Source organism: Curtobacterium sp. MCLR17_058, assembly GCF_003234705.2.
GTDB classification, from domain to species: Bacteria; Actinomycetota; Actinomycetes; order Actinomycetales; family Microbacteriaceae; genus Curtobacterium; species Curtobacterium flaccumfaciens.
On the sequence record NZ_CP126262.1, the window covers coordinates 700029 to 720862 of the forward strand.

The following is a 20834-nucleotide window of genomic DNA, read 5'->3' on the forward strand; positions in this document are numbered from 1 at the left end:
CGGTGCGGTGCGCGTCGAGCGTGCTCGCTCGGTGCGCGACAATGGGTCCGTGCGCAGGGGAGACGACCGAGGCCCGGACCGCGTCGTCCTCGGCGACGCCCTCGACGTGGTCCCCGCGTACCCGGACGGGTCCTTCACGCTGGTGTACCTGGACCCGCCGTTCAACACCGGCCGGTACCAGCGGCGGCACGCGACCTCCGCCGTCCCGAAGGCCGACGGTCCGGTGATGGGGTTCCACGGCCGGACCTACGAGCGGGTGCGCGGCGACCTGATGCGCTTTGACGACCGGTTCGAGGACTACTGGTCGTTCCTCGAACCCCGACTCATCGAGGCCTGGCGGCTGCTCGCCGCTGACGGCACGCTGTACCTGCACCTCGACTACCGCGAGTCGCACTACGCCAAGGTGCTGCTCGATGCGCTGTTCGGCCGCGAGTCGTTCCTGAACGAGATCGTCTGGGCCTACGACTTCGGTGCCAAGTCCAAGACGCGCTGGCCCACGAAGCACGACACGATCCTGGTCTACGTGAAGGACCCGTCGCGGTACTGGTTCGACTCCGAGGCCGTCGACCGCGAGCCGTACATGGCGCCGGGGCTCGTCACACCCGAGAAGCGCGAGCGCGGCAAGCTGCCCACCGACGTGTGGTGGCACACGATCGTCTCGCCGACGGGCCGCGAGAAGACCGGCTACCCGACGCAGAAGCCCGAGGGGGTGCTGCGGCGGATCGTGCAGGCGTCCTCACGCGAGGGGGACTGGGTGCTCGACTTCTTCGCGGGCAGCGGGACCACGGGCGCGGTGGCGCAGGCGCTGGGGCGGCGGTACGTGCTGGTGGACGACAACCCGGCGGCGATCGACGTGATGCGGAAGCGGCTGCCGGGGGCGTCGTTCGAGGTGGCCGAGGCCGGGGCGGGGTCGGCAGCGGGGGACGCGGCGCCGGCGGTCTGAGGCTGGCGGGGTCTGCGACCGGTGCGCATGGTGCATACGGGTGCACCGAGCGACAATCCACGAGTCGTTCGACGCGCGTTCTGTCGGAAGATGCACACGCACACGATGCGGGTGCATGCTGCGACGATCCACGAGTCGTTCGACGCGTGGATCGTCGGAACATGCACACACACCGAGCGAGCGCCCGCACCGACTACTCCGCCGAGTGCCGCCCGCGCGCGTGCGCGTCGTCAGCGTCCGTCCGGGAGGCCCGGCTCGCCTCCGCCGGGTCGGCTCCGGCCCCGGGAGCGTCCGGCTCCACGACCGGGGCAGCGTGGGCAGCCCGGGTCCGGATGGCACCGGTCGTCGTCGGGGGTTCGTCCACCGGCGCAGCCGCCGAGTGCGCACCGTGCGTGGTGGCGTTCGGCAGCGGCGCGCGGGTGTCGTCGACCCCGTGCGGTAGCACCGAGACGTCCGACGCTCCCGCGGCCCGGGCGGACCGCGGCTGCACGTCCGGCGACGTCGGAACGTCGGGCGAGGTCGGGACTTCGGCGGACGCCGCCCCCGACGGCACCGGACCGGCCCCGGGCGCCGCGGCGGCAGCGGCTGCGGCGGCACTCCCGTCCGACCCCGCCCCGGCAGCCGTGCGTGCGGCATCCGCCTGCTCCTGCAGCGCCGAGGTCTTGCGGAGCGGCGGCACCCGGAAGAACCACGTCAGCACGAACGCGAGCAGGATCACCGCGAGGCCGACGTAGTAGACGCGGACGGCCGAGTCGCTGAACCCGACCAGGAACGGACGGCTCAGCCGGGGGTCCGCCCCGTTCAGGAACGACGTATCGCTCGTCGCCGAGTCGGTGGACGAGCTCGCGGCCGAGTCACCGCTCTTCAGCTGCTTGATGAGCGTCGGGGCGACCTGGTCGACGACGTTCTCCCGCTGAGCCTCGTCCGAGTAGTCGATCTGCAGCGTGCCGTCGACGACCGAGGCGTTCGCCTTCGTGGCCGCCGTCTCGAGCGCCTGCTGCTCGGCTGCGGGCTTCGCGTCGTCGACCTGCTGGGCGATGATCGTGTCCGCTGCGGCGGCGGGGACCGTGCCCGCGGCGACCTGCCGCTGCACGGCTGCGGTCACCTGCTTGGTCACGGCAGCGTCGGCAGCCTGCTTCGCCTGGGCGGTGCCCTGGTCGAGACCGTCCTGCACGTTCTTCTGCACCGGGTCGACGATCTTCGTCCAGATCTCGTCCATCACGCCCTGGTTCTTCGACGCGTTCGCGACCGAGGGCGTCATCGCGGCGTTGAGCGCGCTCTTCAGGTCGGACTCGTTCTGCATCGCGGCGCTGATGTTCGTCGGCATCAGGGTGAAGAGCACGGAGAGCAGGACGGCGGTACCCATGGTGCCGCCGATCTGGCGGAAGAACGTCGCGGCGCTCGTGGCGACGCCGATGTCCCGCGGCGAGACCGAGTTCTGCGCGGCCAGGGTCAGCGTCTGCATGAGCTGTCCGAGTCCGAGCCCGATGCCGAACATGCCGAGCATCAGGAACCACAGGGGTCGGTCGGCGGTCAGGAACGTCAGGACCGTGAATCCGATCGCCGTGAACGCCGTTCCGGTGATCGGGAAGATCTGGTAGTTGCCGGTGCGGGAGATGATCTGGCCCGAGGCGATCGACGAGATCATCAGGCCGAGCACCATCGGCAGCATGGCGAACCCGGACTCGGTCGGGGTCACGCCCTTGACGATCTGCAGGTAGAGCGGGATCGTCAGCATCGCGCCGAACATGCCGAAGCCGACGAGCACGGACAGGATCGCGGACATCGAGAACACCCGTGACCCGAACAGCTTCATCGGCAGGATCGCGTCGTCGCCCATGGCCCGTTCGACGATGATGAACGCGATCAGGCCGAGGGCACCGATGGCGTAGCAGGCGAAGGCGGCGGGGGAGTCCCAGCCCCACTCACGGCCCTGCTCGGCGATGAGCAGCAGCGGCACGAGCGTGACGATGACGAGCGTCGCGCCCCACCAGTCGATGCGGGGCTTGCCGCGGTCGCCGAACTTCGGCAGGTGCAGGAACGTCAGCACCATGAACAGGGCGATGATGCCGATCGGCACGTTGATCAGGAACACCCAGCGCCAGCCGGCGATGAACAGCAGCTGGTCGGCGCCGGCGAAGACGCCACCGACCAGCGGGCCGATGACGGACGAGATGCCGAAGACCGCCAGGAAGTAGCCCTGGTACTTCGCCCGCTCGCGCGGGGCGAGCATGTCGCCCATGATCGCCAGCGGCAGGGACATCAGGCCACCGGCACCCAGGCCCTGCAGTGCGCGGAACCCGGCGAGCATGAGCATCGAGTCGGAGAACGACGCCGCGAACGAACCGACGATGAAGATGCCGATCGCGGTGATGAAGAGCGGCCGGCGACCGAAGATGTCGGAGAGCTTGCCGTAGATCGGGGTCGTCACCGTCGAGGCGATGAGGTACCCGGTGGTGACCCAGGCCTGCTGGTCGAGCCCGTGCAGGTCGTCACCGATGGTGCGGATCGCGGTGCCGACGATCGTCTGGTCGAGGGCACCGAGGAACATGCCGGCCATCAGGCCGTAGATCACCAACAGGATCTGTCGGTGGTTCATCACGACGTTGGACGCCGTGGTGGGGGCCGCGGGTGCGGTCGCCGTCTGGGTCATGAGCAGGGTCTCCCGGGGTACCGATGCGCTGGCAGAACGATTTTTGCGCTGCCTGCAAAGTTACAACTGCCGCAAGTGCTCGGTCGCACCGAGACGGCTTCCTGAGTGGATCGGCAGTCACGGTACGCCCAGTGGACCCCGGTGGCACACGGCCTGGAGGCCCGGCTCGGTTCCGGCGGACGGGCTGCGGTGTCCGAGACCCGCAGCCCGTCCGACGAGGGCGCTACGCGCCCAGTGCTGCGTCGACGATCTCCTTGGCCTCGCGCTGCACCTGCTCGAGGTGCTCCTGCCCGACGAAGCTCTCCGCGTAGATCTTGTAGACGTCCTCGGTGCCCGACGGCCGCGCGGCGAACCACGCCTTGTCGGTGACGACCTTCACGCCGCCGACGGCTGCGTCGTTGCCCGGGGCCTTCGACAGCTTCGCGGTGATCGGGTCGCCGGCCAGGGTGTCCGCGGTGATGGCGTCGCCGTCGAGCTTGCCGAGGCGGGCCTTCTGCTCCTTCGAGGCCGCGGCGTCGACGCGCTGGTAGACCGGCGCGCCGAAGCGCTCGGTCAGCTCGGCGTAGAGCTGCGAGGGGGTCTTGCCGGTGACGGCGACGATCTCGGACGCCAGGAGCGCCAGGATGATGCCGTCCTTGTCGGTGGTCCACGCGGTGCCGTCGGTGCGCAGGAACGACGCACCCGCGGACTCTTCGCCGCCGAAGGCCACGGAACCGTCGATCAGGCCGGGGACGAACCACTTGAAGCCGACCGGGACCTCCCACAGGCGACGGCCCAGGGACTCGGCGACGCGGTCGATGATGCTCGACGACACCAGGGTCTTGCCGATCGCGGCGTCGTCGCGCCACTCGGGCCGGTGCGCGTAGAGGTACTCGATCGCGACCGCGAGGTAGTGGTTCGGGTTCATCAGCCCGCCGTCGGGCGTGACGATGCCGTGCCGGTCGGAGTCGGCGTCGTTGCCGGTGAGCACGTCGAAGTCGTCCTTGCGGGCGAGTACCGAGGCCATCGCCGAGGGGCTCGACGGGTCCATCCGGATCTTGCCGTCCCAGTCGAGCGTCATGAAGGCCCACGTGGGGTCGACCTCGGGGTTCACGACGGTCAGGTCGAGGCCGTAGTGGTCGCGGATGGCGTTCCAGTACGGCAGCGAGGCACCACCGAGCGGGTCGGCACCGATCTTCACGCCGGCACGCTTGATCGCGGCGATGTCGATGATGTTCTCGAGGTCGGCGACGTACGTGTTCAGGAAGTCGTAGCGCTCGGGTTCAGCGTCCTCGGTGCGCTGCACCTCGGCGTTGCCACCCTCGATGATCGCGTTCGCCCGGTTCGCGATCCAGCTCGTGGCGTCGCTGTCGGCGGGACCGCCGTGCGGCGGGTTGTACTTGAAGCCGCCGTCGCGGGGCGGGTTGTGGCTCGGCGTGATGACGATGCCGTCGGCCGTGTCCGGGTTGCCGGCGCGGTTGTAGCGGATGATCGCGTGGCTCAGCGCGGGCGTCGGCACGAAACCGTCCTCGCTGTCGGCGAGCACGCGGACGCCGTTGGCGGCGAGGACCTGCAGCGCGGTCTGCTCGGCGGGGGCCGAGAGCGCGTGGGTGTCGCGGCCGATGAAGAGCGGCCCGTCGGTGCCCTGGTCGCGGCGGTACTCCACGATCGCCTGCGTGATGGCGGCGATGTGGGTGTCGTTGAAGGCGGTGTCGAGCGACGACCCGCGGTGTCCGGACGTGCCGAACACGACCTTCTGCTCGGGGACCGAGACGTCGGGCACTCGGTCGTGGTAGGCGGCGAGGAGCTCGTCGAGGTCGACGAGGTCGTCTGCGGTCGCTGGGGTGCCGGCGCGGTCGTTCATGCGTCCATCCTGGCATCGGCCGCCCTGGCGCGTTCGGGGGAAGTGCACCGGAGGTCGGGGGAACGCGAGCGAGCGGCCGCCCCACCCGGGTTGAGGGGGGACCCCCGGGGTGGACGACCGCTCGCGGTCTGTGGAGGCAGGTGCCTCAGGCGGTGCGGAACGAACCCGTCGCCGTGCGGAACGAGCCGGTCACGGTGCGCGTCGAGGACGTCGCGGTGCCAGGACGGCGGAACTGCGTGTCGACGAAGCGGCCGAGTGCGCGGCCGGTGCCGGTGCCGGTGTAGCTGCCGATCGGGCTGCGGGTCGCGTCGCCGGTGAAGGCGCCGAGCTCGGCGCGGGTCTCGAGGCCGGTCACGTAGGCGCCGCCCAGGGGGTTCTGACGGTTCTGCATGGGTGCTCCTCGTCGTCGTGCCGAGGTCCGCAGGTCACCGAGCCGGCGACCGCGACGCCGTCGGCTGGATGACCACCACTCTACGCGCTTGTCTTGCATCGTGCAAAACAAGCGCGTGTCGGAGCCTCAGGCGAGCAGCTCGCAGAAGTTCCGGCCCTCGGCCGTCCAGCTCTGCCGCGCGACCAGTCCGGCTTCCGCCGCGTGCCGGTGCAGGGCGTCGAGGCCGACCTCGGCCCAGGGGAACCCGGCGCTCTCGTTGCCGTCGGCGTCGACCACCCGGGCGGTGTACACGCGGTCGGCCGTGACCTCGGGGTTCGTCTCGACGATGACCCGGCCTCCGGCGCGCACGATCTCACGACAGCGGGCGAGCAGGGCGGTGGGGTCGCCGCCGATGCCGATGTTGCCGTCGATCACGAGCGCGGTGTCCCAGTGGCCCTCGTCGGGCACAGCGTCGAACACGGAACCCTGCAGGGCCGTGCCGCCGGAGCGCTGCGCGATGGCGACGGCCTCGGCGGAGACGTCCACGCCGAGCGCCGGGATGCCCCGGGAGCGGGCGGCGACGAGCATCCGGCCCGGGCCGCAGCCGATGTCGATGACGCCGCCGTCGACGTCGTCGAGCAGCGAGCGGTCGACACGGTCGGCGGCGGCGCTCCAGCGGCCGACGTCCATCGTGGTGACGGCGTCGGGACGGTCGGCGTCGGTCAGGCGCAGGTGGCCGTCGGTGCGGAGCGCACGGGCGTACGGCTCGCCGCCGCCGGCACCGAACGAGACGGGTGCGTGCATGGTCATCGGGTGCTCCCCACGGTCTCGGCACGGAGTGCCCGGGTGAAGTCGGAGTCGGGTGCGAGGTCGGCGACCCGCTCGGCGTCCGGCATGGTGTCGACGTCGAGCAGCTCGCCGAGCACGCCCACGTCGAGTCCGGCGTCGGACAGGCGTGCGAGCTGCACGGCTCCGGTGTCGTCGCGCGACATCGGGACGCCGCGCAGCAGGTCGCCGGTGGGCTCTCGCAGGTACAGCGACCAGAAGCCGCCGTCCTCGGCCGGGCCGAACCAGGCATCGCGGGCGGCGTCGTCGAACACCGGGGCCAGGTCCGCGGTGGACACCTGCGGGGTGTCCATGCCGACGAGCAGCAGCGGACCGTCGACGGCGTCGAACAGGAACCCGAGGCGCTCGTCGAGACCGCCACCGGGCTGGTGCAGCACCTCGAACCCCTCGGCCGCGGCGGGCACGACGTCGCCGTCGAAGAACAGGACCCGGCGTGCCGCGGGCAGTGCGCGGACGGTCGCCAGGGTGTCGGCGAGGCTCGCGGACGCGACGCGTGCGGCGCCCTCGGGGGAGAGCGCCGGCGTCAGCCGGGTCTTCACCTTGCCGGGCAGGCACTCCTTCGCCACGACGGCGACGGTGACGTCGGTGCGCGAAGCGTCGCCGGCGTGGACGTGGGTGGGGTCGGCGGTCACGAGCGGGCCTCCTCGACCACGGGGGTGGACTCGGCCGCCTGGCGGAGCGGTCCCGGCGCGACGACCCGGACACGGGCCTCCCGGCGGTACGCACGGAGCAGACGGGACATGTCCCGCACCGCGTTGACCGTGCCGCGGAGCGTGCCGGTGACCTTGCTGTCGCCGATGCGCTGCGCGTACCCGATGTCGGATTCGTCGACGCGCCAGCCGGCGGCGTGCGCGGCGAGGACCATCTCGAGCGGGTAGCCGCTGCGGCGGTCGCGCAGGTCGAGGGAGACGAGGTCCTCGCGGCGCATCACGCGCATCGGGCCGAGGTCGCGCAGGCGGTAGCCGGTCGCGCGGTGCATGAGGACGGCGAGGACGCGGTTCGCGAAGCGTGCGTGCGGAGCCCACGCACCGCGGCCCGTCGGGACGCGGCGGCCGAGAGCCAGGTCGACGCGGCCACTGGCCACGCGGTCGACCAGGGGCGGGAGCTCGGCGGGGTCCATCGAGGCGTCGGCGTCGCAGAACGCGACGAAGTCGGCGGTCGCCGCGGCGACCCCGGCGGCACAGGCCGAACCGAACCCCTTGACGGGCTCCGTCACCACCAGGGCACCGTGGGCGCGGGCGACGTCGGCCGATCCATCGGTCGATCCGTTGTCGACGACGATGGCCCGGTAGCCCGCGGGGAGGCGCGCGATGACCTTCGGCAGGGCGTCCGCCTCGTCGAGGCACGGCAGGATCACGTCGACAGTCATGTCCGTCATTCGGTGCGGTCGGTCGGATCGACGGGTCTGTCCTGGCATGCACTCGACACAACACGACGACGCGCTGCGGGGTACAGGAAACTGCCGGGTCCTGGTCGTTCAGCGCGTCCGGTTCGCGGACGGTCCCCAGAACGGGGGACAGGGTGCGCGCGCGTCGCGCGTTCCGTGTTGCCGAGACGCCGTCGTGTTGCCGAGACGCCGCCGAATGGGGCGGCGTCTCGCGCACCTGGGGGCGTGGTGCCGACACGACGGCGTCTCGCGTGGCCCTGGGGGCGGGGACTGCGGACGGGAGGCGCGGGGCGGCGCCGTCACGGGCCTCCCGTCCGGTGGCTGGTCGCGCTCTCAGGCGCGGCCAGCGGTGCGCCGCTCGCGCACGCGTTCCGGCTAGCGGACGGCGCTTCGGAGCGGTGCCGTCGCGAAGTCGCGCATGCCGGCCTCGAAGTCGACCTCGGCGTGCCAGCCGAGCTCGGCGGCGATGCGTGCCGAACTCGCGGTGACGTGGCGGACGTCGCCCAGGCGGTACTCGCCCGTGACGACCGGCTGCGGGCCGTCCGGTCCGGCGATCGCGGCGGCCATGTCGCCGATGGTGTGCACGGTGCCGGAGCCGACGTTGTACGCGCGGAACGTGTCCGACGGCAGGTCGGCGGTCGCCGCGATCGAGGCGGCGTTCGCGCCGGCGACGTCGTCGACGTGCACGAAGTCGCGTCGCTGGGCGCCGTCCTCGAAGACGCGGGGTGCCTCGCCGCGGGCCAGTGCCGAGCGGAACAGGGACGCGACACCGGCGTAGGGGGTGTTCGCAGGCATGCCCGGTCCGTAGACGTTGTGGTAGCGGAGCGCGATCGCGCGGCCCCCCGTGGCTCGGGCCCAACTGGAGGCGAGGTGCTCCTGCGCGACCTTCGTCTGCGCGTACACGTTTCGGGGGTCGAGCGCGGCGGACTCGTCGATCAGGCCGGGCAGCAGGGGCTGACCGTCGGGGCCGATCGGGTCGAAGCGGCCGGCGTCGAGGTCCTCGCGGCGGCGGGCCGGCGGACGGGTGGGTTCGCCGGAGGCGGTGGTGTACGCGCCCTCGCCGTAGACGACCATCGAACTGGCGACGACGAGCCGGCCGATGTCGTGCCGGTCCATGCCGGCGAGGACGTGGGCGGTGCCGGCGTCGTTCGACGAGACGTAGTCGGGGGCGTCCTGGAAGTCCACGCCGAGGCCGACCTTCGCGGCCTGGTGGCACACGACGTCGATGCCGTCGAGGGCGGCGTCGAGGGCGACCCGGTCGCGGACGTCGCCGTGCACGAACGCGATGCCCTGTTGCTGGTGGGCGCGGATGACCTCGGCGGGGTCGCCGTGCACGTCGTCGCGCAGGGAGTCGAGGACGCGGACCTCGTGGCCGTCGGCCAGGGCGCGGCGGACGATCGCGGAGCCGATGAAGCCGGCGCCGCCGGTGACGAGGAGGCGGGTCATGCGGTGGCGCCCGTGGTGGTGGTGGCGGCGGGCTGGGCCTTCGTGGCGGTGGGGCCCGCGGGCTGGGCCTGCATGATGCTGGCGCTCGCGCTGGTCGGGACGAGTTCGCGCGGGGTGAAGTCGGCGGGGATGGCGGCGACGATCTGGCCGATGGCGCGGACGATGACCTCGTTGGCACGGGCGAGGCGTTCCATGACGAGGGCGTGGGTGACGACGGCACCGGCGTCGTCGACGTCGGGGCCGCTGGCTGCGGCTGCGGCTGCGGCTGCTGCGGCGGCCTCGTCCTCGGTCGGGGCCAGGCCGGCGTCGGCATCGGTGACGAACGACAGGTTCACCGTGGCGATGCCGAGTTCGGCGGCCAGGGGGACCTCGGGCGTCATCGTCATGTTGATGGTGTGGCCGCCGGCCTGGCGGAGCCAGACGGACTCGGCGCGGGTGGAGAACCGGGGGCCCTGGATGACGACGCAGGTGCCGGTCGGACGGAACGGCACGTCGAGTCCGGCGACGGCGTCGATCGCCGCGCGGCGGAGCGTCGGGTCGAACGGGTCGGCGAAGGACAGGTGCTGCACGTCGTCCTCGAAGAACGTGTCGGCGCGGCCCCAGGTGCGGTCGATGAGCTGGTCCGTCACGACGAAGGTGCCCGGGGCGTAGTCGGGGTGCAGGCCGCCGACGGCGCTCGAGGACACGATCGCGCGGACGCCGAGCGAACGGAGCGCCCAGACGTTCGCACGGTGGTTGATGCGGTGTGGGGCCACGGAGTGCTCACGGCCGTGGCGGGTCAGGAACGCGACCCGTCGTCCGGCCATCGTGCCGATGCTGATCGGGCTCGACGTCGGGCCGAACGGGGTCGGGACGTCGAGCTCGTCGGCGGTGCCCTCCTCGAACAGCTGGTAGAGGCCGGAGCCTCCGATGACACCGATCGTCACGGCTTCGTCGTTCTCCACAGGTCCTCCGGTTGGTCGTCGGCGCGGGCTGCGCGCTGGATACGCTACTGACGGCACCACCGGGCGAACCGGGAGCGGCGCCACCAACCCCCTGTTCGGAGGCACCTGTGCGAACGATCGGTCAGCACCGCGACGACCTGGCGGCGTTGCTCGCGCCGGTGGTGGCGGGCCTCGGAGCAGAAGAACTGTCGATCGGCGAACTCGCCGGTGCGGGTGCCGGGTTTGCTCACCGCGTGCTCGCGGCAGCCGTCCGGTCGCCCGTTCCGCTGCCGCCGTTCGACAACAGCCAGATGGACGGGTTCGCCGTGCGGGCAGCGGACGCGGGGCAGGCCGTCCGGGTCGTCGATCCGATCCCGGCCGGCGTGGTGCCCGAACCGCTCGAACCCGGCACGGCCGCGCCGATCATGACGGGTGCGCGGATCCCGACCGGTGCCGACGCGGTGTTCCCGGTCGAGGCGACCGAGCCCGGTGCGTTCCCGGCGGCGCTCGAGCTGCCCCGGGTGACGGTGCCCGCCGACCTGACCGCCGGCACCTTCGTGCGGGTGACCGGCAGCGACCTGCCCACCGGTGCTGAGCTCGCTCCGGCCGGTTCCCCGGTCACGCCGGCGCTGCTCGGGGCGCTGGCTGCTGCGGGGGTGACGACCGTGTCGGTGCGCCGACCACTGCGGGTCCTCGTCGTGTCGACCGGGTCCGAGCTGCAGGGTGCCGACGCGGACGCGGCGACCATCGGTGACGCCAACGGCATCGCGCTGCGGGCAGCCCTTGCCCAGGTCGGTGCGGACTCACGGGCCGTCCGGGTGCCCGACGACGTCGCTGCCTTCGACCGGGCCCTCGATGCAGCCGTGGGGGACTGGGCCGACCTCGTGCTGACCACCGGGGGCATCAGCGCCGGGGCGTACGAGGTCGTTCGGCAGGCGCTCGAACCCCGGGGGCTCGCGGTGACGCCGGTCGCGATGCAGCCCGGTGGGCCGCAGGCGTTCGGCAGCGTCGTGTTCGGAGCCGACGGCGTCGCTCGTGCTGGTCGCGCCGTGCCCGTCGTGTCCTTCCCCGGCAATCCGGTGTCGGCGCTCGTCTCGTTCGAGGTGTTCCTGCGCCCGCTGCTCGCTGCCGCCGTCGGACTCACGCCGGACCGCCCCACGCAGGTCCTGCCGGCGGCGTCCGCTGCCGGCTCACCCGTCGGCAAGCACCAGGTCCGTCGCGGCCGGGTGCAGGACGGTGCCGTGCACTTCGTCGGTGGGCCGAGTTCGCACCTGCTCGTCCACTACGCCGCCGCCACCCACCTGGTGCACGTCCCCGTGGGGGTCGACGCCGTCGAGGTCGGCGACCCCCTGACCGTCTGGAGCCTCCGATGACCGACCCGTCCGCCGCTGACCAGTTGTCGCACGTCCGCGCTGACGGCACCGCGCACATGGTCGACGTCTCCGCGAAGGACGTCACCGACCGGTCGGCCACCGCCACCGCCACCGTCGTCACCCGTCCCGACGTCGTCACACGCATCCTCGACGGCTCGCTGCCCAAGGGCGAGGTCGTCGGCACCGCCCGGATCGCCGCGATCATGGCGGTGAAGAAGACCTCCGACCTGATCCCGCTGTGCCACCCGCTGCCGATCGCCGGCGTGCAGGTCGACATCACCGGCACCGACGACCGCGTGCTGATCGAGGTGTCGGTCCGCACGACCTCGCGCACCGGCGTCGAGATGGAAGCCCTGACCGGGGCGAGCGTCGCCGCCCTGACGGTGTACGACATGGTGAAGGCCGTCGACCGAGCGGCCGTGATCACGGACGTCCGCGTGCTCGAGAAGCACGGCGGACGCTCCGGGGACTGGAGCAACCGATGACCGCCGAGCCGACCAGGGGCCGGGCCGCCGTCGTCGTCGTGTCCACGCAGGCCGCCGCCGACCCCGCACTCGACCGCACCGGACCCGTGATCGCCGACTGGCTGCGCGACCACGGGTTCACCACGAGCGACCCGATCATCGTCCCCGACGGCGGCGCGATCACCGAGACCATCACCGCGGAACTCCTGGCCGACGCCCGGGTCGTCATCACCACCGGCGGCACCGGGGTCACCCCGACCGACCGGACCCCCGAGGCGGTGGCGGGGCTGATCGACCTCGAACTGCCCGGCATCACCGAGGAGATCCGTCGACGCGGACTCGCGGGTGCCGGCCCCACCGCCCTGCTCACCCGCGGCGTCGCCGGGGTCACGAACGCCGGCTGTCTGCTCGTCACCCTGCCCGGGTCGCGCGGTGGGGTGTCCGACGGCCTCGCCGTGCTCGACGGAGTACTCGACCACGTGGTCGCACAGGTGCACGGTGAGGGCCACGCCCCGCGGAGCGCCTCGTGAGCAGCACTGAGACCGCCGCACGGGTCGTGCTCGCCGACGTCGTCGACCGCGACATCAGCGTCGACGAAGTCGCAGCCGTGGTGGCCACCGAACAGGACGGCGCGGTGGTGACCTTCGCCGGCATCGTCCGTGACCACGACGGTGGCAAGGGCGTCACCGCGCTCGACTACGAGCAGCACCCCAGTGCCGGCGAGGTCATCACCGAGGTCGCCCGGACCATCGCCGAGGACCACCCCGACGTCCGGATCGCCGTGCTGCACCGGGTCGGGGCGCTCGGCATCGGGGACGTCGCGCTCGCCGCAGCGGTGTCGTCGTCGCACCGGGCGCAGGCGTTCGCCGCGTGCGGTGCGCTGGTCGACCTGGTGAAGGAGCGCGCGCCGATCTGGAAGCACCAGCGGTTCACCGACGGGACGGACGAGTGGGTCGCGGCGCTGTGACCGGCCACCACCCTGTGCACCTTCGCAACCGCGACGCTCGTTCGGGGAATGGTGAGACTCCAAGCGGATCCATAGAATCGCGAACATGAGCGTCTTGCTGCCCGGGATCACCGTCATCCTGCTGGTCTTCGCCCTGATCGACATCCTGACGAAGACGGATGACCAGATCCGCGGCCTGCCGAAGATCGCGTGGGTGATCCTCGTGATCCTGGTCCCCGTCGTCGGCAGCATCGTCTGGTTCGCCATCGGCCACGACTGGGCTCCGGGCGAACGGAACCACGGTCGCTACATCGAGCCGACCCGCCACGAGGACCGGTACGCCACCCTCGGCGACGCCCGCAGTGCGCACGGCGCCAAGCGCGTCACCGGTACCGAGCAGGAGCTCGCCGAGCTCGAGCGCGAGATCGAGTACTGGGAGGCGCAGGCCCGGTTGAAGCGCGCGAAGGAAGCCGCGGGCGAGGGCGACGCCGCCCCCGCGAGCTGATCGTGTCCACGCCGGCCCCGCATGAGTTCGCCGGAGCCACGGTCTCCGAGGAGACCTGGCAGCAGGTGGAGGACCGTCTCGCGGGGGCGTCAGTCGGACCGCGTGTCCGCCGTTCGATGGTCCGGCGGGTCATCTGGATCGTGCTGGCCGTCGTCGCCGCGGTTGCAGCCGGGTGGCTGAGCGCCGAACACCTGCCGCGCTTCGAGCTGCCCTCGACCGGAAGTGGCCTGCCGGGCTGGGCGTTCTTCGTCATCGTCCCGCTCATGATCGTTGGCCCGGTCTGCTGGGTGATCGCCATCGTCCGGGGCGGTGGGCAGTTCCAGAGCGCGATCTCCGACCCGTTGCTCGGGCTTCCCCGTGCCGACCGCCGACGGCTCGAGCGCATGGCTCGTGGGCAGCAGCCCGCCGACCCGCAGCACCGGACCGCGCTCGTCGCACTCGCCGGCCGTCGGCTCGGTCAATCGACATCGACGTTCTGGCTCGCCCTCGGATGGACGCCGTTCGCGTTCGCGCAGTTCCTGCTCAACTGGGCGACGTTGTTCGGGCTGCTGTACGCGCTCCTCACCGTGTTCTTCCTCGCGATGCTGCTCTGGACCGTCAGCAAGCGGAAGCAGTGGCGAGCGTTCCTGCAGGAGACCGAGCCCCGCGCCGGGGCCGAGCCAGCCCCCACGAGCTGACCCGGGCCTCCAGGCCGACGCGCCGACGCACCGTGCGCGGTCCGTCGGCTGGTGCGAGGTTGCGCGTTCCGTGTGCCGCTCCAGGCTCGCACCGAGCGGGCAACCTCGCACCACTCGAACAAGCGCGCACGGTGCGACCAGAGCCGGCCGGCCGAACACCCGAACCACCCGCCCCGCACCCACCACCCCGCCGCGCCACCTACCCTTGACGCGTGGCACATCTCCTCGGCGCCGAGAACCTGCATCTCGAGTTCCCCACCAAGGTCGTCTTCGACAACGTCACCCTCGGCATCGACGAGGGTGACCGGATCGGCGTCGTCGGCCGGAACGGCGACGGCAAGTCGACCCTCCTCGCACTGCTGTCCCAGCGCCTCGAGCCGGACGGCGGCCGCGTCACGCACCGCCGTGGGCTGACCATCGGTTACCTGGACCAGCGCGACATCCTGCCCGAGGGCGCGACCGTCGGCAGCACCGTCGTCGGCGACCTCGAGGAGCACGAGTGGGCCGGTGACCCGAAGATCCGCGACATCATCGGCGGTCTGGTCTCGGACATCCCGTGGGACGTCAGCGTCGACGAGCTGTCCGGTGGGCAGCGTCGTCGTGTGGCACTCGCGCGGCTGCTGGTCGGCGACTGGGACGTCCTGTTCCTGGACGAGCCGACCAACCACCTGGACGTCGAAGGCATCGAGTGGCTCGCCGGGCACATCAACCGCCGCTGGTCGTCAAACCAGGGCGGCATGGTGGTCGTGACGCACGACCGGTGGTTCCTCGACGCGGTGTCGACCGACACGTGGGAGGTCCACGACGGCGTCGTCGACCCCTTCGAAGGTGGCTACGCCGCGTACATCCTGCAGCGCGTCGAGCGTGACCGGCAGGCTGCCACGATCGAGCAGCGCCGGCAGAACCTGGCCCGCAAGGAGCTCGCGTGGCTCCGCCGCGGCGCTCCGGCCCGCACGAGCAAGCCGAAGTTCCGCATCGACGCGGCGAACGCCCTGATCGACGACGTCCCGCCGATCCGCGACACCGTCGCGCTGTCCCGGACGGCGACCGCGCGCCTCGGCAAGGACGTCGTCGACCTGCTCGACGTGAGCGTCTCGTTCGACGGCACGCAGATCCTCGACCGCATCGAGTGGCGCATCGCACCGGGGGAGCGGACCGGCATCCTCGGCCCGAACGGCGCCGGCAAGTCCACGCTCCTCAACCTGGTCTCCGGGCGGCTGCAGCCGACGAGCGGGCGGGTGAAGACCGGCAAGACGGTGCAGGTCGCGGTCCTCGACCAGCAGCTCGCCGACCTGCAGCAGTTCGCCGACGACCGCGTGCGCGAGGTCGTGGCCCGCAAGAAGACGAGCTACGTCGCCGACGGCAAGGAGATGACGCCGTCGCAGCTGCTCGAGCGGCTCGGCTTCACCTCGGAGCAGCTCTCCACGCCGGTCAAGGATCTGTCCGGTGGGCAGAAGCGGCGCCTGCAGCTCATGCTCATCCTGCTCGACGAGCCGAACGTGCTGATCCTCGACGAGCCCACCAACGACCTCGACACCGACATGCTCGCCGCCATGGAGGACCTGCTCGACACCTGGCCCGGCACCCTGCTGGTCGTCAGCCACGACCGGTACCTGCTCGAGCGCGTCACCGACCAGCAGTACGCCGTGCTCGGCGGGCACCTGCGCCACCTGCCCGGCGGCGTCGACGAGTACATGCGTCTGCGCGAGGCCGGTACCGGTGGCGGGACCGCCTCTGCGGCTGCCGCCGCGTCTGCCGGGAGGCCCGACACGGTCGGCGGGACCGGCTCGGCCGGTGCTGTGGCCGGGTCCAAGGCCGCTGGTGCGTCGGCCCTGTCGGGAGCGGACCGGCGGACGGCCGAGAAGGAGATGTCGGCGCTCGACCGGAAGATCGCGAAGGTCGGCGCGGACCGCAAGAAGCTGCTCGACCAGTTCGCGACGCACGACCAGTCCGACTACGCCGGGCTCGGCGAACTGCAGTCGAAGCTCGGTGCGCTCGAGGCAGAGGTCGAGCAGCTCGAAGAGCGCTGGCTCGAGGTCGCGGAGCTGCTCGGGGTCTGATGCGGTCTACTCGACGGACGCGGGGTCGACCGCGTCCTGGCCGCTGTCCGTCGGTGTGGCGTCCTCGGGGGCCTCGCCGCCGGGGTTCGCCACGACCTCCCACAGGTGGCCGTCCGGGTCCTGGAAGAAGCCGGACCACATGCCCCACGGGCGCGTGTACGGCGGTTCGGGCATCGTGGCGCCCGCTGCCTGTGCTCGCTCGAGGAACGCCTCGGCCTCTGCCTGGCTGCCCGTGAAGTGCCCGATCGTGCTGCTCGGTGCCGTGGCCAGCTGCACGCCGGAGTCCTTCGCCATGTCGTCTCGGCCGTAGACGCTGACGATCAGGCCGTCGTCGAGGGTGAACATCGCCGTAGTGCCGCCGGCCTGCGTCTCGGTGGCGGGGTACTCGGTGCCGATGACGCCGCTGCCCTCGATGCCGAGCAGCGCGCGGTAGAACTCGGCCGATCGAGCGACGTCGGCGACGGCGAGGGTGATGGCGTGCATGCGGCGCACGCTACGCCGGGGCCGCTCGGCCCGTGTCACGCTTTCGGTCAGTCCCCGAGACCCAGGATGAGGCGGCGGAGCAGCCCGGCCAACTGGCCCTGCTCGTCGGCGGAGACCCCGGACAGGATGTCGCGCTCGGCGGCCAGCAGGTCCGCGATCGCCGCGTCCACCGCCACCCGGCCCTTGCCCGTCAGCGAGACGAGGATGCCGCGGCCGTCCTTCGGGTCGGTCCGACGCCCCACGAAGCCGCGGGCCGCCAGACGGTCCACCCGGTTCGTCATCGTTCCGCTCGACACCAGGGTCTGCTGCAGCAGGGTCTTCGGGCTCAGCTCGTAGGGCTCACCCGCTCGCCGCAGGGCCGACAGGACGTCGAACTCCCACGGTTCCATGTCGCTCGCATCGAAGGCCGTCCGCCTGGCGCGGTCCAGGTGCCGGGCGAGCCGGTCCACCCGGGACAGCACCTCGAGCGGGCCGAAGTCGAGGTCGGCACGCTCACGACCCCACGCCGCGACGATGCGATCGACCTCGTCCTCATGCGGCATCCCTCCATCTTGGCCGAACCCGGAGCGGACAGCCAGCCTCGTCGGTCGTGGGAAGATGGAGGAGCACCCCTCGGTGCGTTCCGCCTTGGTGTAATGGCAGCACGACGGCCTTTGGTGCCGTTAGGTCCGGGTTCGAATCCTGGAGGCGGAGCAACTCCGCGCTGACCGGTCGCATCTTCGCTGCTCAATTCGAGCGACCCGACCGCAGGGGCGAGTGCGCTGCATCTGTCAGGGATTGCCCGGAAGTGGTTCCTTCTGGTTGCTTCCCATCACTATAGTGACCTACGCGTCACTATAGTGATGTTGGATGACCGAGGTGAGGAGGGTGTCGTGCAGCTGCAGAGCCCGTTCGCGGCGTTGTCGAGCGGCCTCGATGGTGACGTTCTGATGGTGCTGAGCAGCCTGTCGGACCGACCCTTCACGGTGTCCGCGATCCAGCGGCTCGTGCCCGGAGGCCGTTCGCGAAACGGCGTGAAGAAGGTGCTTGACCGTCTGACGGAGCAGGGCATCGTTGTGTTCGACGACATCGGCGGCGTGAGCACGTACGCGCTCAACCGAGACCATCTCCTCGCGTCGGCGGTCCTCGAGGTCGCCGGAGCTCGTACCCGCTTCCTCGACAGGGTCCGCGGGGAGATCGCATCGATGCCGGTCCGCTACGCAGCGTTGTTCGGCTCGGCCGCGCGAGGTGCGATGCGACCGGACAGCGACATCGATCTGTTCTTCGCCGTGGATGCCGTTTCGCGGACGGATGCTGAGGACCGCATCTACGACCTCACCATTGCCGTTCACCGGTGGACCGGCAACCAGGTGAACCCCATCGTGTACGACGTCTCGGGGGTCAGCCCCGATGACCCGCTCATCGGTTCCATCGCGAGTGAGGGTATTCCCCTCGTGGAAGACCGCCGATGGCTCCAAGCCCACCTCAGGAAGGCCGCACGTTGACTCCACCGAAACTGCCGTCGACCACTGACGGCGACAACGCTTTCATGCGCGGTCGGCTCGAGAAGGCCAAGGGCTTCCTCGAGTCAGCCGAGACGCTGTTCGAGTTCGGTGCCGAGGACGGGATCCTGGTTCCGACGTCCCCTCATGCCGACTCCTTCGTCGACCTGTGCGTCGACGCAGGGATCGCCGCGGCAGACGCCATCTGCATCGGCAAGACCGGGAGGTACAGCAGTGGGGCGAGTCACAACGACGGCGTCTCGATCCTGCAGGATGCGACAGACCGGCCGATTGCGAAGCACCTCGAGACGCTCGTTCGGGTCAAGAACAAGGCGGCCTACAGCGCGAGGTCAGTAGACGCATCGGACATCCACAATGCCGGTGCGGCCGCCCGCGCACTCGTTGCCGTCGCGGAGGACTTGGTCTGACGACCCGTCGCGGACAACGCGCTCAGGCCCGATTCGTCACCACGAGCTCGGCGCGTAGTCCTTCAGGAAGACGCCGAACACGTCCTCGCCGGCTTCGCCCCGGACGATCGGGTCGTAGACGCGAGCTGCGCCGTCCACCAGGTCGAGCGGTGCGTGGAAGCCCTCTTCGGCGAGCCGGACCTTCGTGGGGTGCGGCCGTTCGTCGGTGATCCAGCCGGTGTCGACGCTCGTCATCAGGATGTTGTCGGTCTCGAACATCTCCTGCGCGCTCGTGCGGGTGAGCATGTTCACGGCGGCCTTCGCCATGTTCGTGTGCGGGTGCCCCGGCCCCTTGTAGGCGCGGCCGAACACCCCTTCCATGGCGCTGACGTTCACCACGTAGGTGCGGCGTCCGGTGCTGGCGGCCATCGCGGGGCGGAGCTTCGAGATGAGGATGAACGGAGCCGTGGTGTTGGCCAGCTGGACCTCGAGCATCTCGAGCGGGTCGACCTCGTCGACCTGCTGGGTCCACGAGTTCTCGTCGTGCAGGTCGGGGACCAGGCCGCCGGCGTCGATGGCGGTGCCCAGGGCGAGCCGTTCGAGCGAGCTCGATCCCGGCGCCATCGCCTGTTCGGTCAGCTCGTCGGCTCGGGCTGCGGCGGCCGCGAGGATCGGGTGCGCGGCAACTGAACGGGCGAGCGCCAGCGGGTGCTGGTCGTTCGTGTGCCCGAAGGTCACGAGTTCGGGCAGCGGTCCGTCGGGCAGCGGCGCGAGTTCCGCGTCGACCAGCGGCTGGTAGGCCCCGGTCGACCGGCGCACGGTCTGCGTGGCGTTGTTGATCAGGATGTCGAGGGGGCCGGACGCTGCGACGTCCTCGGCGAGCCCGATCACCTGGGCGGGGTCGCGCAGGTCGATGCCGACGACCTTCAGACGGTTCATCCAGTCGGCCGAGTCGGGCAGGCTCGCGAACCGGCGCACCGCGTCGCGGGGGAACCGCGTGGTGATGGTGGTGTGGGCCCCGTCGCGCAGCAGCCGGAGGGCGATGTACATGCCGATCTTCGCGCGACCGCCCGTGAGCAGCGCCCGCTTGCCGGTCAGGTCCGTCCGGGCGTGGCGCTTCGCGTGGCTCATGCGGGCGCACGCCGGGCAGAGCTGGTGGTAGAACGCATCGACGACCGTGTAGTGCTGCTTGCACATGTAGCAGGGCCGTGACTTCAGGAGCGTGCCCGCGGTCGTCGACGCGGTCGAGGTGCTGATCGGGACGCCTCGGGTCTCGTCGTCGATCCGGTCGGCGGCCCCGGTGGCGGTGGCGGCGATCACCCGGCGATCGGCCTCGGCGATGACGCCGCGCTTCTCGAGGCGGTGCGCACGCTTCACGGCCTTGAACATCTTCGCGGTGGCCTGGCGGACCCGGATGAAGTCCGGGTGCGTCTCGTCGATCGACGGAAGCTGCTCGAGCACCCGGAGCGCGACGGTCAGGTCGTCGGGGTCGATGCCGCTGGGTTCGGGGTGCTCGGAGCTCACACGCGATCCTACGTCGGGACCGAGCACCGATCAGACGAGCTGCTGCTCCATGCACACGCTCGTCGGGTCGTCGACGTACGGGCCGAACCGGGGGATGTCCGCGTACCCTGCCTTCCGGTACAGCGCGATCGCCGCGGCTTGCGGCAGGCCGGTCTCGAGCCGGACGGTCCCGATGCCGACCGCGCGGCCCCGGTCGTGCAGGGCGTCGAGCAACCGCGTCCCCACGCCGAGCCCACGCGCGGCGTCGCTCACGAACATCCGCTTGACCTCGCCGGTGCCGTCGCCGGTGTCGACGAGCGCCACCGTGCCGACGGCGGTGCCGTCCTGGCGCGCCACCAGGAACGTGACGTCGGGCTGGTCCAGGTCGTCGACGTCGAGGGCGTGGTAGTTCTCGGCCGGGTAGAGGCTCAGTCCGTAGTCGTCGCCCTGCTGCAGCAGGTGCAGGACGTCGTCCTGTCGGGGGCTCTCGATCCGCACGGTCAGCACCGTCACACAGTAGCGAG

At 71.3% G+C, this 20834-nt stretch carries 22 protein-coding genes, 1 tRNA gene and 1 pseudogene; 12 read left to right on the plus strand and 12 right to left on the minus strand.

Going from position 1 to position 20834, the window contains the following annotated elements; translation table 11 throughout:
• The first annotated feature begins 49 nt into the window (after positions 1–49).
• Entirely contained in the window at positions 50–943 is an 894-nt protein-coding gene (locus DEJ11_RS03410) for a DNA-methyltransferase (protein ID WP_111105196.1), read from the plus strand.
• 193 nt (positions 944–1136) lie between these two features.
• Here DEJ11_RS03410 and DEJ11_RS03415 read toward each other — a convergent pair whose 3' ends face one another.
• The 8 genes from DEJ11_RS03415 to DEJ11_RS03450 all read right to left on the minus strand — a co-directional run bounded on the left by DEJ11_RS03415 (position 1137) and on the right by DEJ11_RS03450 (position 10432).
• A complete protein-coding gene (locus DEJ11_RS03415; protein WP_111105186.1) occupies positions 1137–3596 on the minus strand; it encodes an MDR family MFS transporter in 2460 nt (819 codons plus the stop codon).
• 223 nt (positions 3597–3819) lie between these two features.
• Positions 3820–5439 carry a phosphoglucomutase (alpha-D-glucose-1,6-bisphosphate-dependent) gene (pgm, locus tag DEJ11_RS03420; RefSeq protein ID WP_071406014.1) on the minus strand — a complete coding sequence of 540 codons (1620 nt, stop codon included), beginning with the start codon at positions 5437–5439 and terminating at the stop codon, positions 3820–3822.
• 145 nt (positions 5440–5584) lie between these two features.
• Positions 5585–5830, minus strand: a complete 246-nt coding sequence (locus DEJ11_RS03425) for a hypothetical protein (RefSeq protein WP_110864358.1) — start codon at positions 5828–5830, stop codon at positions 5585–5587.
• A 126-nt stretch (positions 5831–5956) separates the two neighbouring features.
• Positions 5957–6619, minus strand: coding sequence for a class I SAM-dependent methyltransferase (locus DEJ11_RS03430; RefSeq protein ID WP_071406012.1), 663 nt, complete (start codon positions 6617–6619; stop codon positions 5957–5959).
• Positions 6616–7287 (minus strand): TIGR04282 family arsenosugar biosynthesis glycosyltransferase, encoded by a 672-nt coding sequence (locus DEJ11_RS03435; RefSeq protein WP_111105185.1) that lies wholly within the window; start codon positions 7285–7287, stop codon positions 6616–6618. The genes DEJ11_RS03430 and DEJ11_RS03435 overlap by 4 nt, the downstream gene beginning before the upstream one ends.
• A complete protein-coding gene (locus DEJ11_RS03440) occupies positions 7284–8033 on the minus strand; it encodes a glycosyltransferase family 2 protein (protein WP_111105184.1) in 750 nt (249 codons plus the stop codon). Before DEJ11_RS03440 ends, DEJ11_RS03435 begins: the two co-directional genes overlap by 4 nt.
• 384 nt (positions 8034–8417) lie before the next feature.
• Positions 8418–9488, minus strand: a complete 1071-nt coding sequence (locus DEJ11_RS03445) for an NAD-dependent epimerase/dehydratase family protein (protein WP_111093698.1) — start codon at positions 9486–9488, stop codon at positions 8418–8420.
• Positions 9485–10432, minus strand: coding sequence for an MTAP family purine nucleoside phosphorylase (locus DEJ11_RS03450; protein ID WP_111105183.1), 948 nt, complete (start codon positions 10430–10432; stop codon positions 9485–9487). Before DEJ11_RS03450 ends, DEJ11_RS03445 begins: the two co-directional genes overlap by 4 nt.
• A gap of 107 nt (positions 10433–10539) precedes the next feature.
• On the opposite strand from DEJ11_RS03450, the gene DEJ11_RS03455 reads away from it, so the two are divergent.
• From DEJ11_RS03455 to DEJ11_RS03485, 8 genes and pseudogenes are all read left to right on the plus strand, one after another.
• Positions 10540–11784, plus strand: a complete 1245-nt coding sequence (locus tag DEJ11_RS03455; RefSeq protein ID WP_111105182.1) for a molybdopterin molybdotransferase MoeA — start codon at positions 10540–10542, stop codon at positions 11782–11784.
• On the plus strand, positions 11781–12269 hold the full coding sequence (moaC, locus tag DEJ11_RS03460; protein ID WP_111105181.1) for a cyclic pyranopterin monophosphate synthase MoaC: 489 nt from the start codon (positions 11781–11783) through the stop codon (positions 12267–12269). The genes DEJ11_RS03455 and moaC overlap by 4 nt, the downstream gene beginning before the upstream one ends.
• Positions 12266–12778 (plus strand): MogA/MoaB family molybdenum cofactor biosynthesis protein, encoded by a 513-nt coding sequence (locus tag DEJ11_RS03465; RefSeq protein WP_111095490.1) that lies wholly within the window; start codon positions 12266–12268, stop codon positions 12776–12778. Before moaC ends, DEJ11_RS03465 begins: the two co-directional genes overlap by 4 nt.
• Entirely contained in the window at positions 12775–13215 is a 441-nt protein-coding gene (locus tag DEJ11_RS03470) for a molybdenum cofactor biosynthesis protein MoaE (RefSeq protein WP_181440905.1), read from the plus strand. The genes DEJ11_RS03465 and DEJ11_RS03470 overlap by 4 nt, the downstream gene beginning before the upstream one ends.
• 85 nt (positions 13216–13300) lie before the next feature.
• Complete coding sequence (locus DEJ11_RS03475; RefSeq protein ID WP_051596635.1) at positions 13301–13699, plus strand: PLDc N-terminal domain-containing protein; 399 nt, start codon at positions 13301–13303, stop codon at positions 13697–13699.
• A 2-nt stretch (positions 13700–13701) separates the two neighbouring features.
• On the plus strand, positions 13702–14376 hold the full coding sequence (locus tag DEJ11_RS03480) for a hypothetical protein (RefSeq protein ID WP_111105180.1): 675 nt from the start codon (positions 13702–13704) through the stop codon (positions 14374–14376).
• Between the two features lie 212 nt (positions 14377–14588).
• Positions 14589–15057: pseudogene (locus DEJ11_RS18110) on the plus strand (ATP-binding cassette domain-containing protein); the annotation flags it as partial.
• Between the two features lie 23 nt (positions 15058–15080).
• A complete protein-coding gene (locus tag DEJ11_RS03485; protein WP_502866921.1) occupies positions 15081–16436 on the plus strand; it encodes an ABC-F family ATP-binding cassette domain-containing protein in 1356 nt (451 codons plus the stop codon).
• Positions 16437–16442: 6 nt separating this feature from the next.
• Here DEJ11_RS03485 and DEJ11_RS03490 read toward each other — a convergent pair whose 3' ends face one another.
• Positions 16443–16919: a VOC family protein gene (locus tag DEJ11_RS03490; RefSeq protein ID WP_146250117.1), complete on the minus strand. Its 477-nt coding sequence runs from the start codon at positions 16917–16919 to the stop codon at positions 16443–16445.
• A 47-nt stretch (positions 16920–16966) separates the two neighbouring features.
• Positions 16967–17461, minus strand: coding sequence for a MarR family winged helix-turn-helix transcriptional regulator (locus tag DEJ11_RS03495; RefSeq protein WP_027465090.1), 495 nt, complete (start codon positions 17459–17461; stop codon positions 16967–16969).
• 79 nt (positions 17462–17540) lie between these two features.
• On the opposite strand from DEJ11_RS03495, the gene DEJ11_RS03500 reads away from it, so the two are divergent.
• From DEJ11_RS03500 to DEJ11_RS03510, 3 genes are all read left to right on the plus strand, one after another.
• A tRNA-Gln gene (locus tag DEJ11_RS03500) sits at positions 17541–17612 on the plus strand.
• Positions 17613–17791: 179 nt separating this feature from the next.
• A complete protein-coding gene (locus tag DEJ11_RS03505) occupies positions 17792–18403 on the plus strand; it encodes a nucleotidyltransferase family protein (protein ID WP_181440904.1) in 612 nt (203 codons plus the stop codon).
• Complete coding sequence (locus tag DEJ11_RS03510; RefSeq protein ID WP_146250115.1) at positions 18400–18828, plus strand: hypothetical protein; 429 nt, start codon at positions 18400–18402, stop codon at positions 18826–18828. The genes DEJ11_RS03505 and DEJ11_RS03510 overlap by 4 nt, the downstream gene beginning before the upstream one ends.
• Before the next feature lie 36 nt (positions 18829–18864).
• Here DEJ11_RS03510 and DEJ11_RS03515 read toward each other — a convergent pair whose 3' ends face one another.
• Together DEJ11_RS03515 and DEJ11_RS03520 are read right to left on the minus strand one after the other, a co-directional pair.
• The gene (locus DEJ11_RS03515; protein WP_111105176.1) at positions 18865–20331 is read right to left on the minus strand and encodes an SDR family NAD(P)-dependent oxidoreductase; all 1467 of its coding nucleotides are present in this window, start codon (positions 20329–20331) and stop codon (positions 18865–18867) included.
• 30 nt (positions 20332–20361) lie between these two features.
• Positions 20362–20817 carry a GNAT family N-acetyltransferase gene (locus DEJ11_RS03520; RefSeq protein ID WP_258375562.1) on the minus strand — a complete coding sequence of 152 codons (456 nt, stop codon included), beginning with the start codon at positions 20815–20817 and terminating at the stop codon, positions 20362–20364.
• Between the last annotated feature and the right edge of the window lie 17 nt (positions 20818–20834).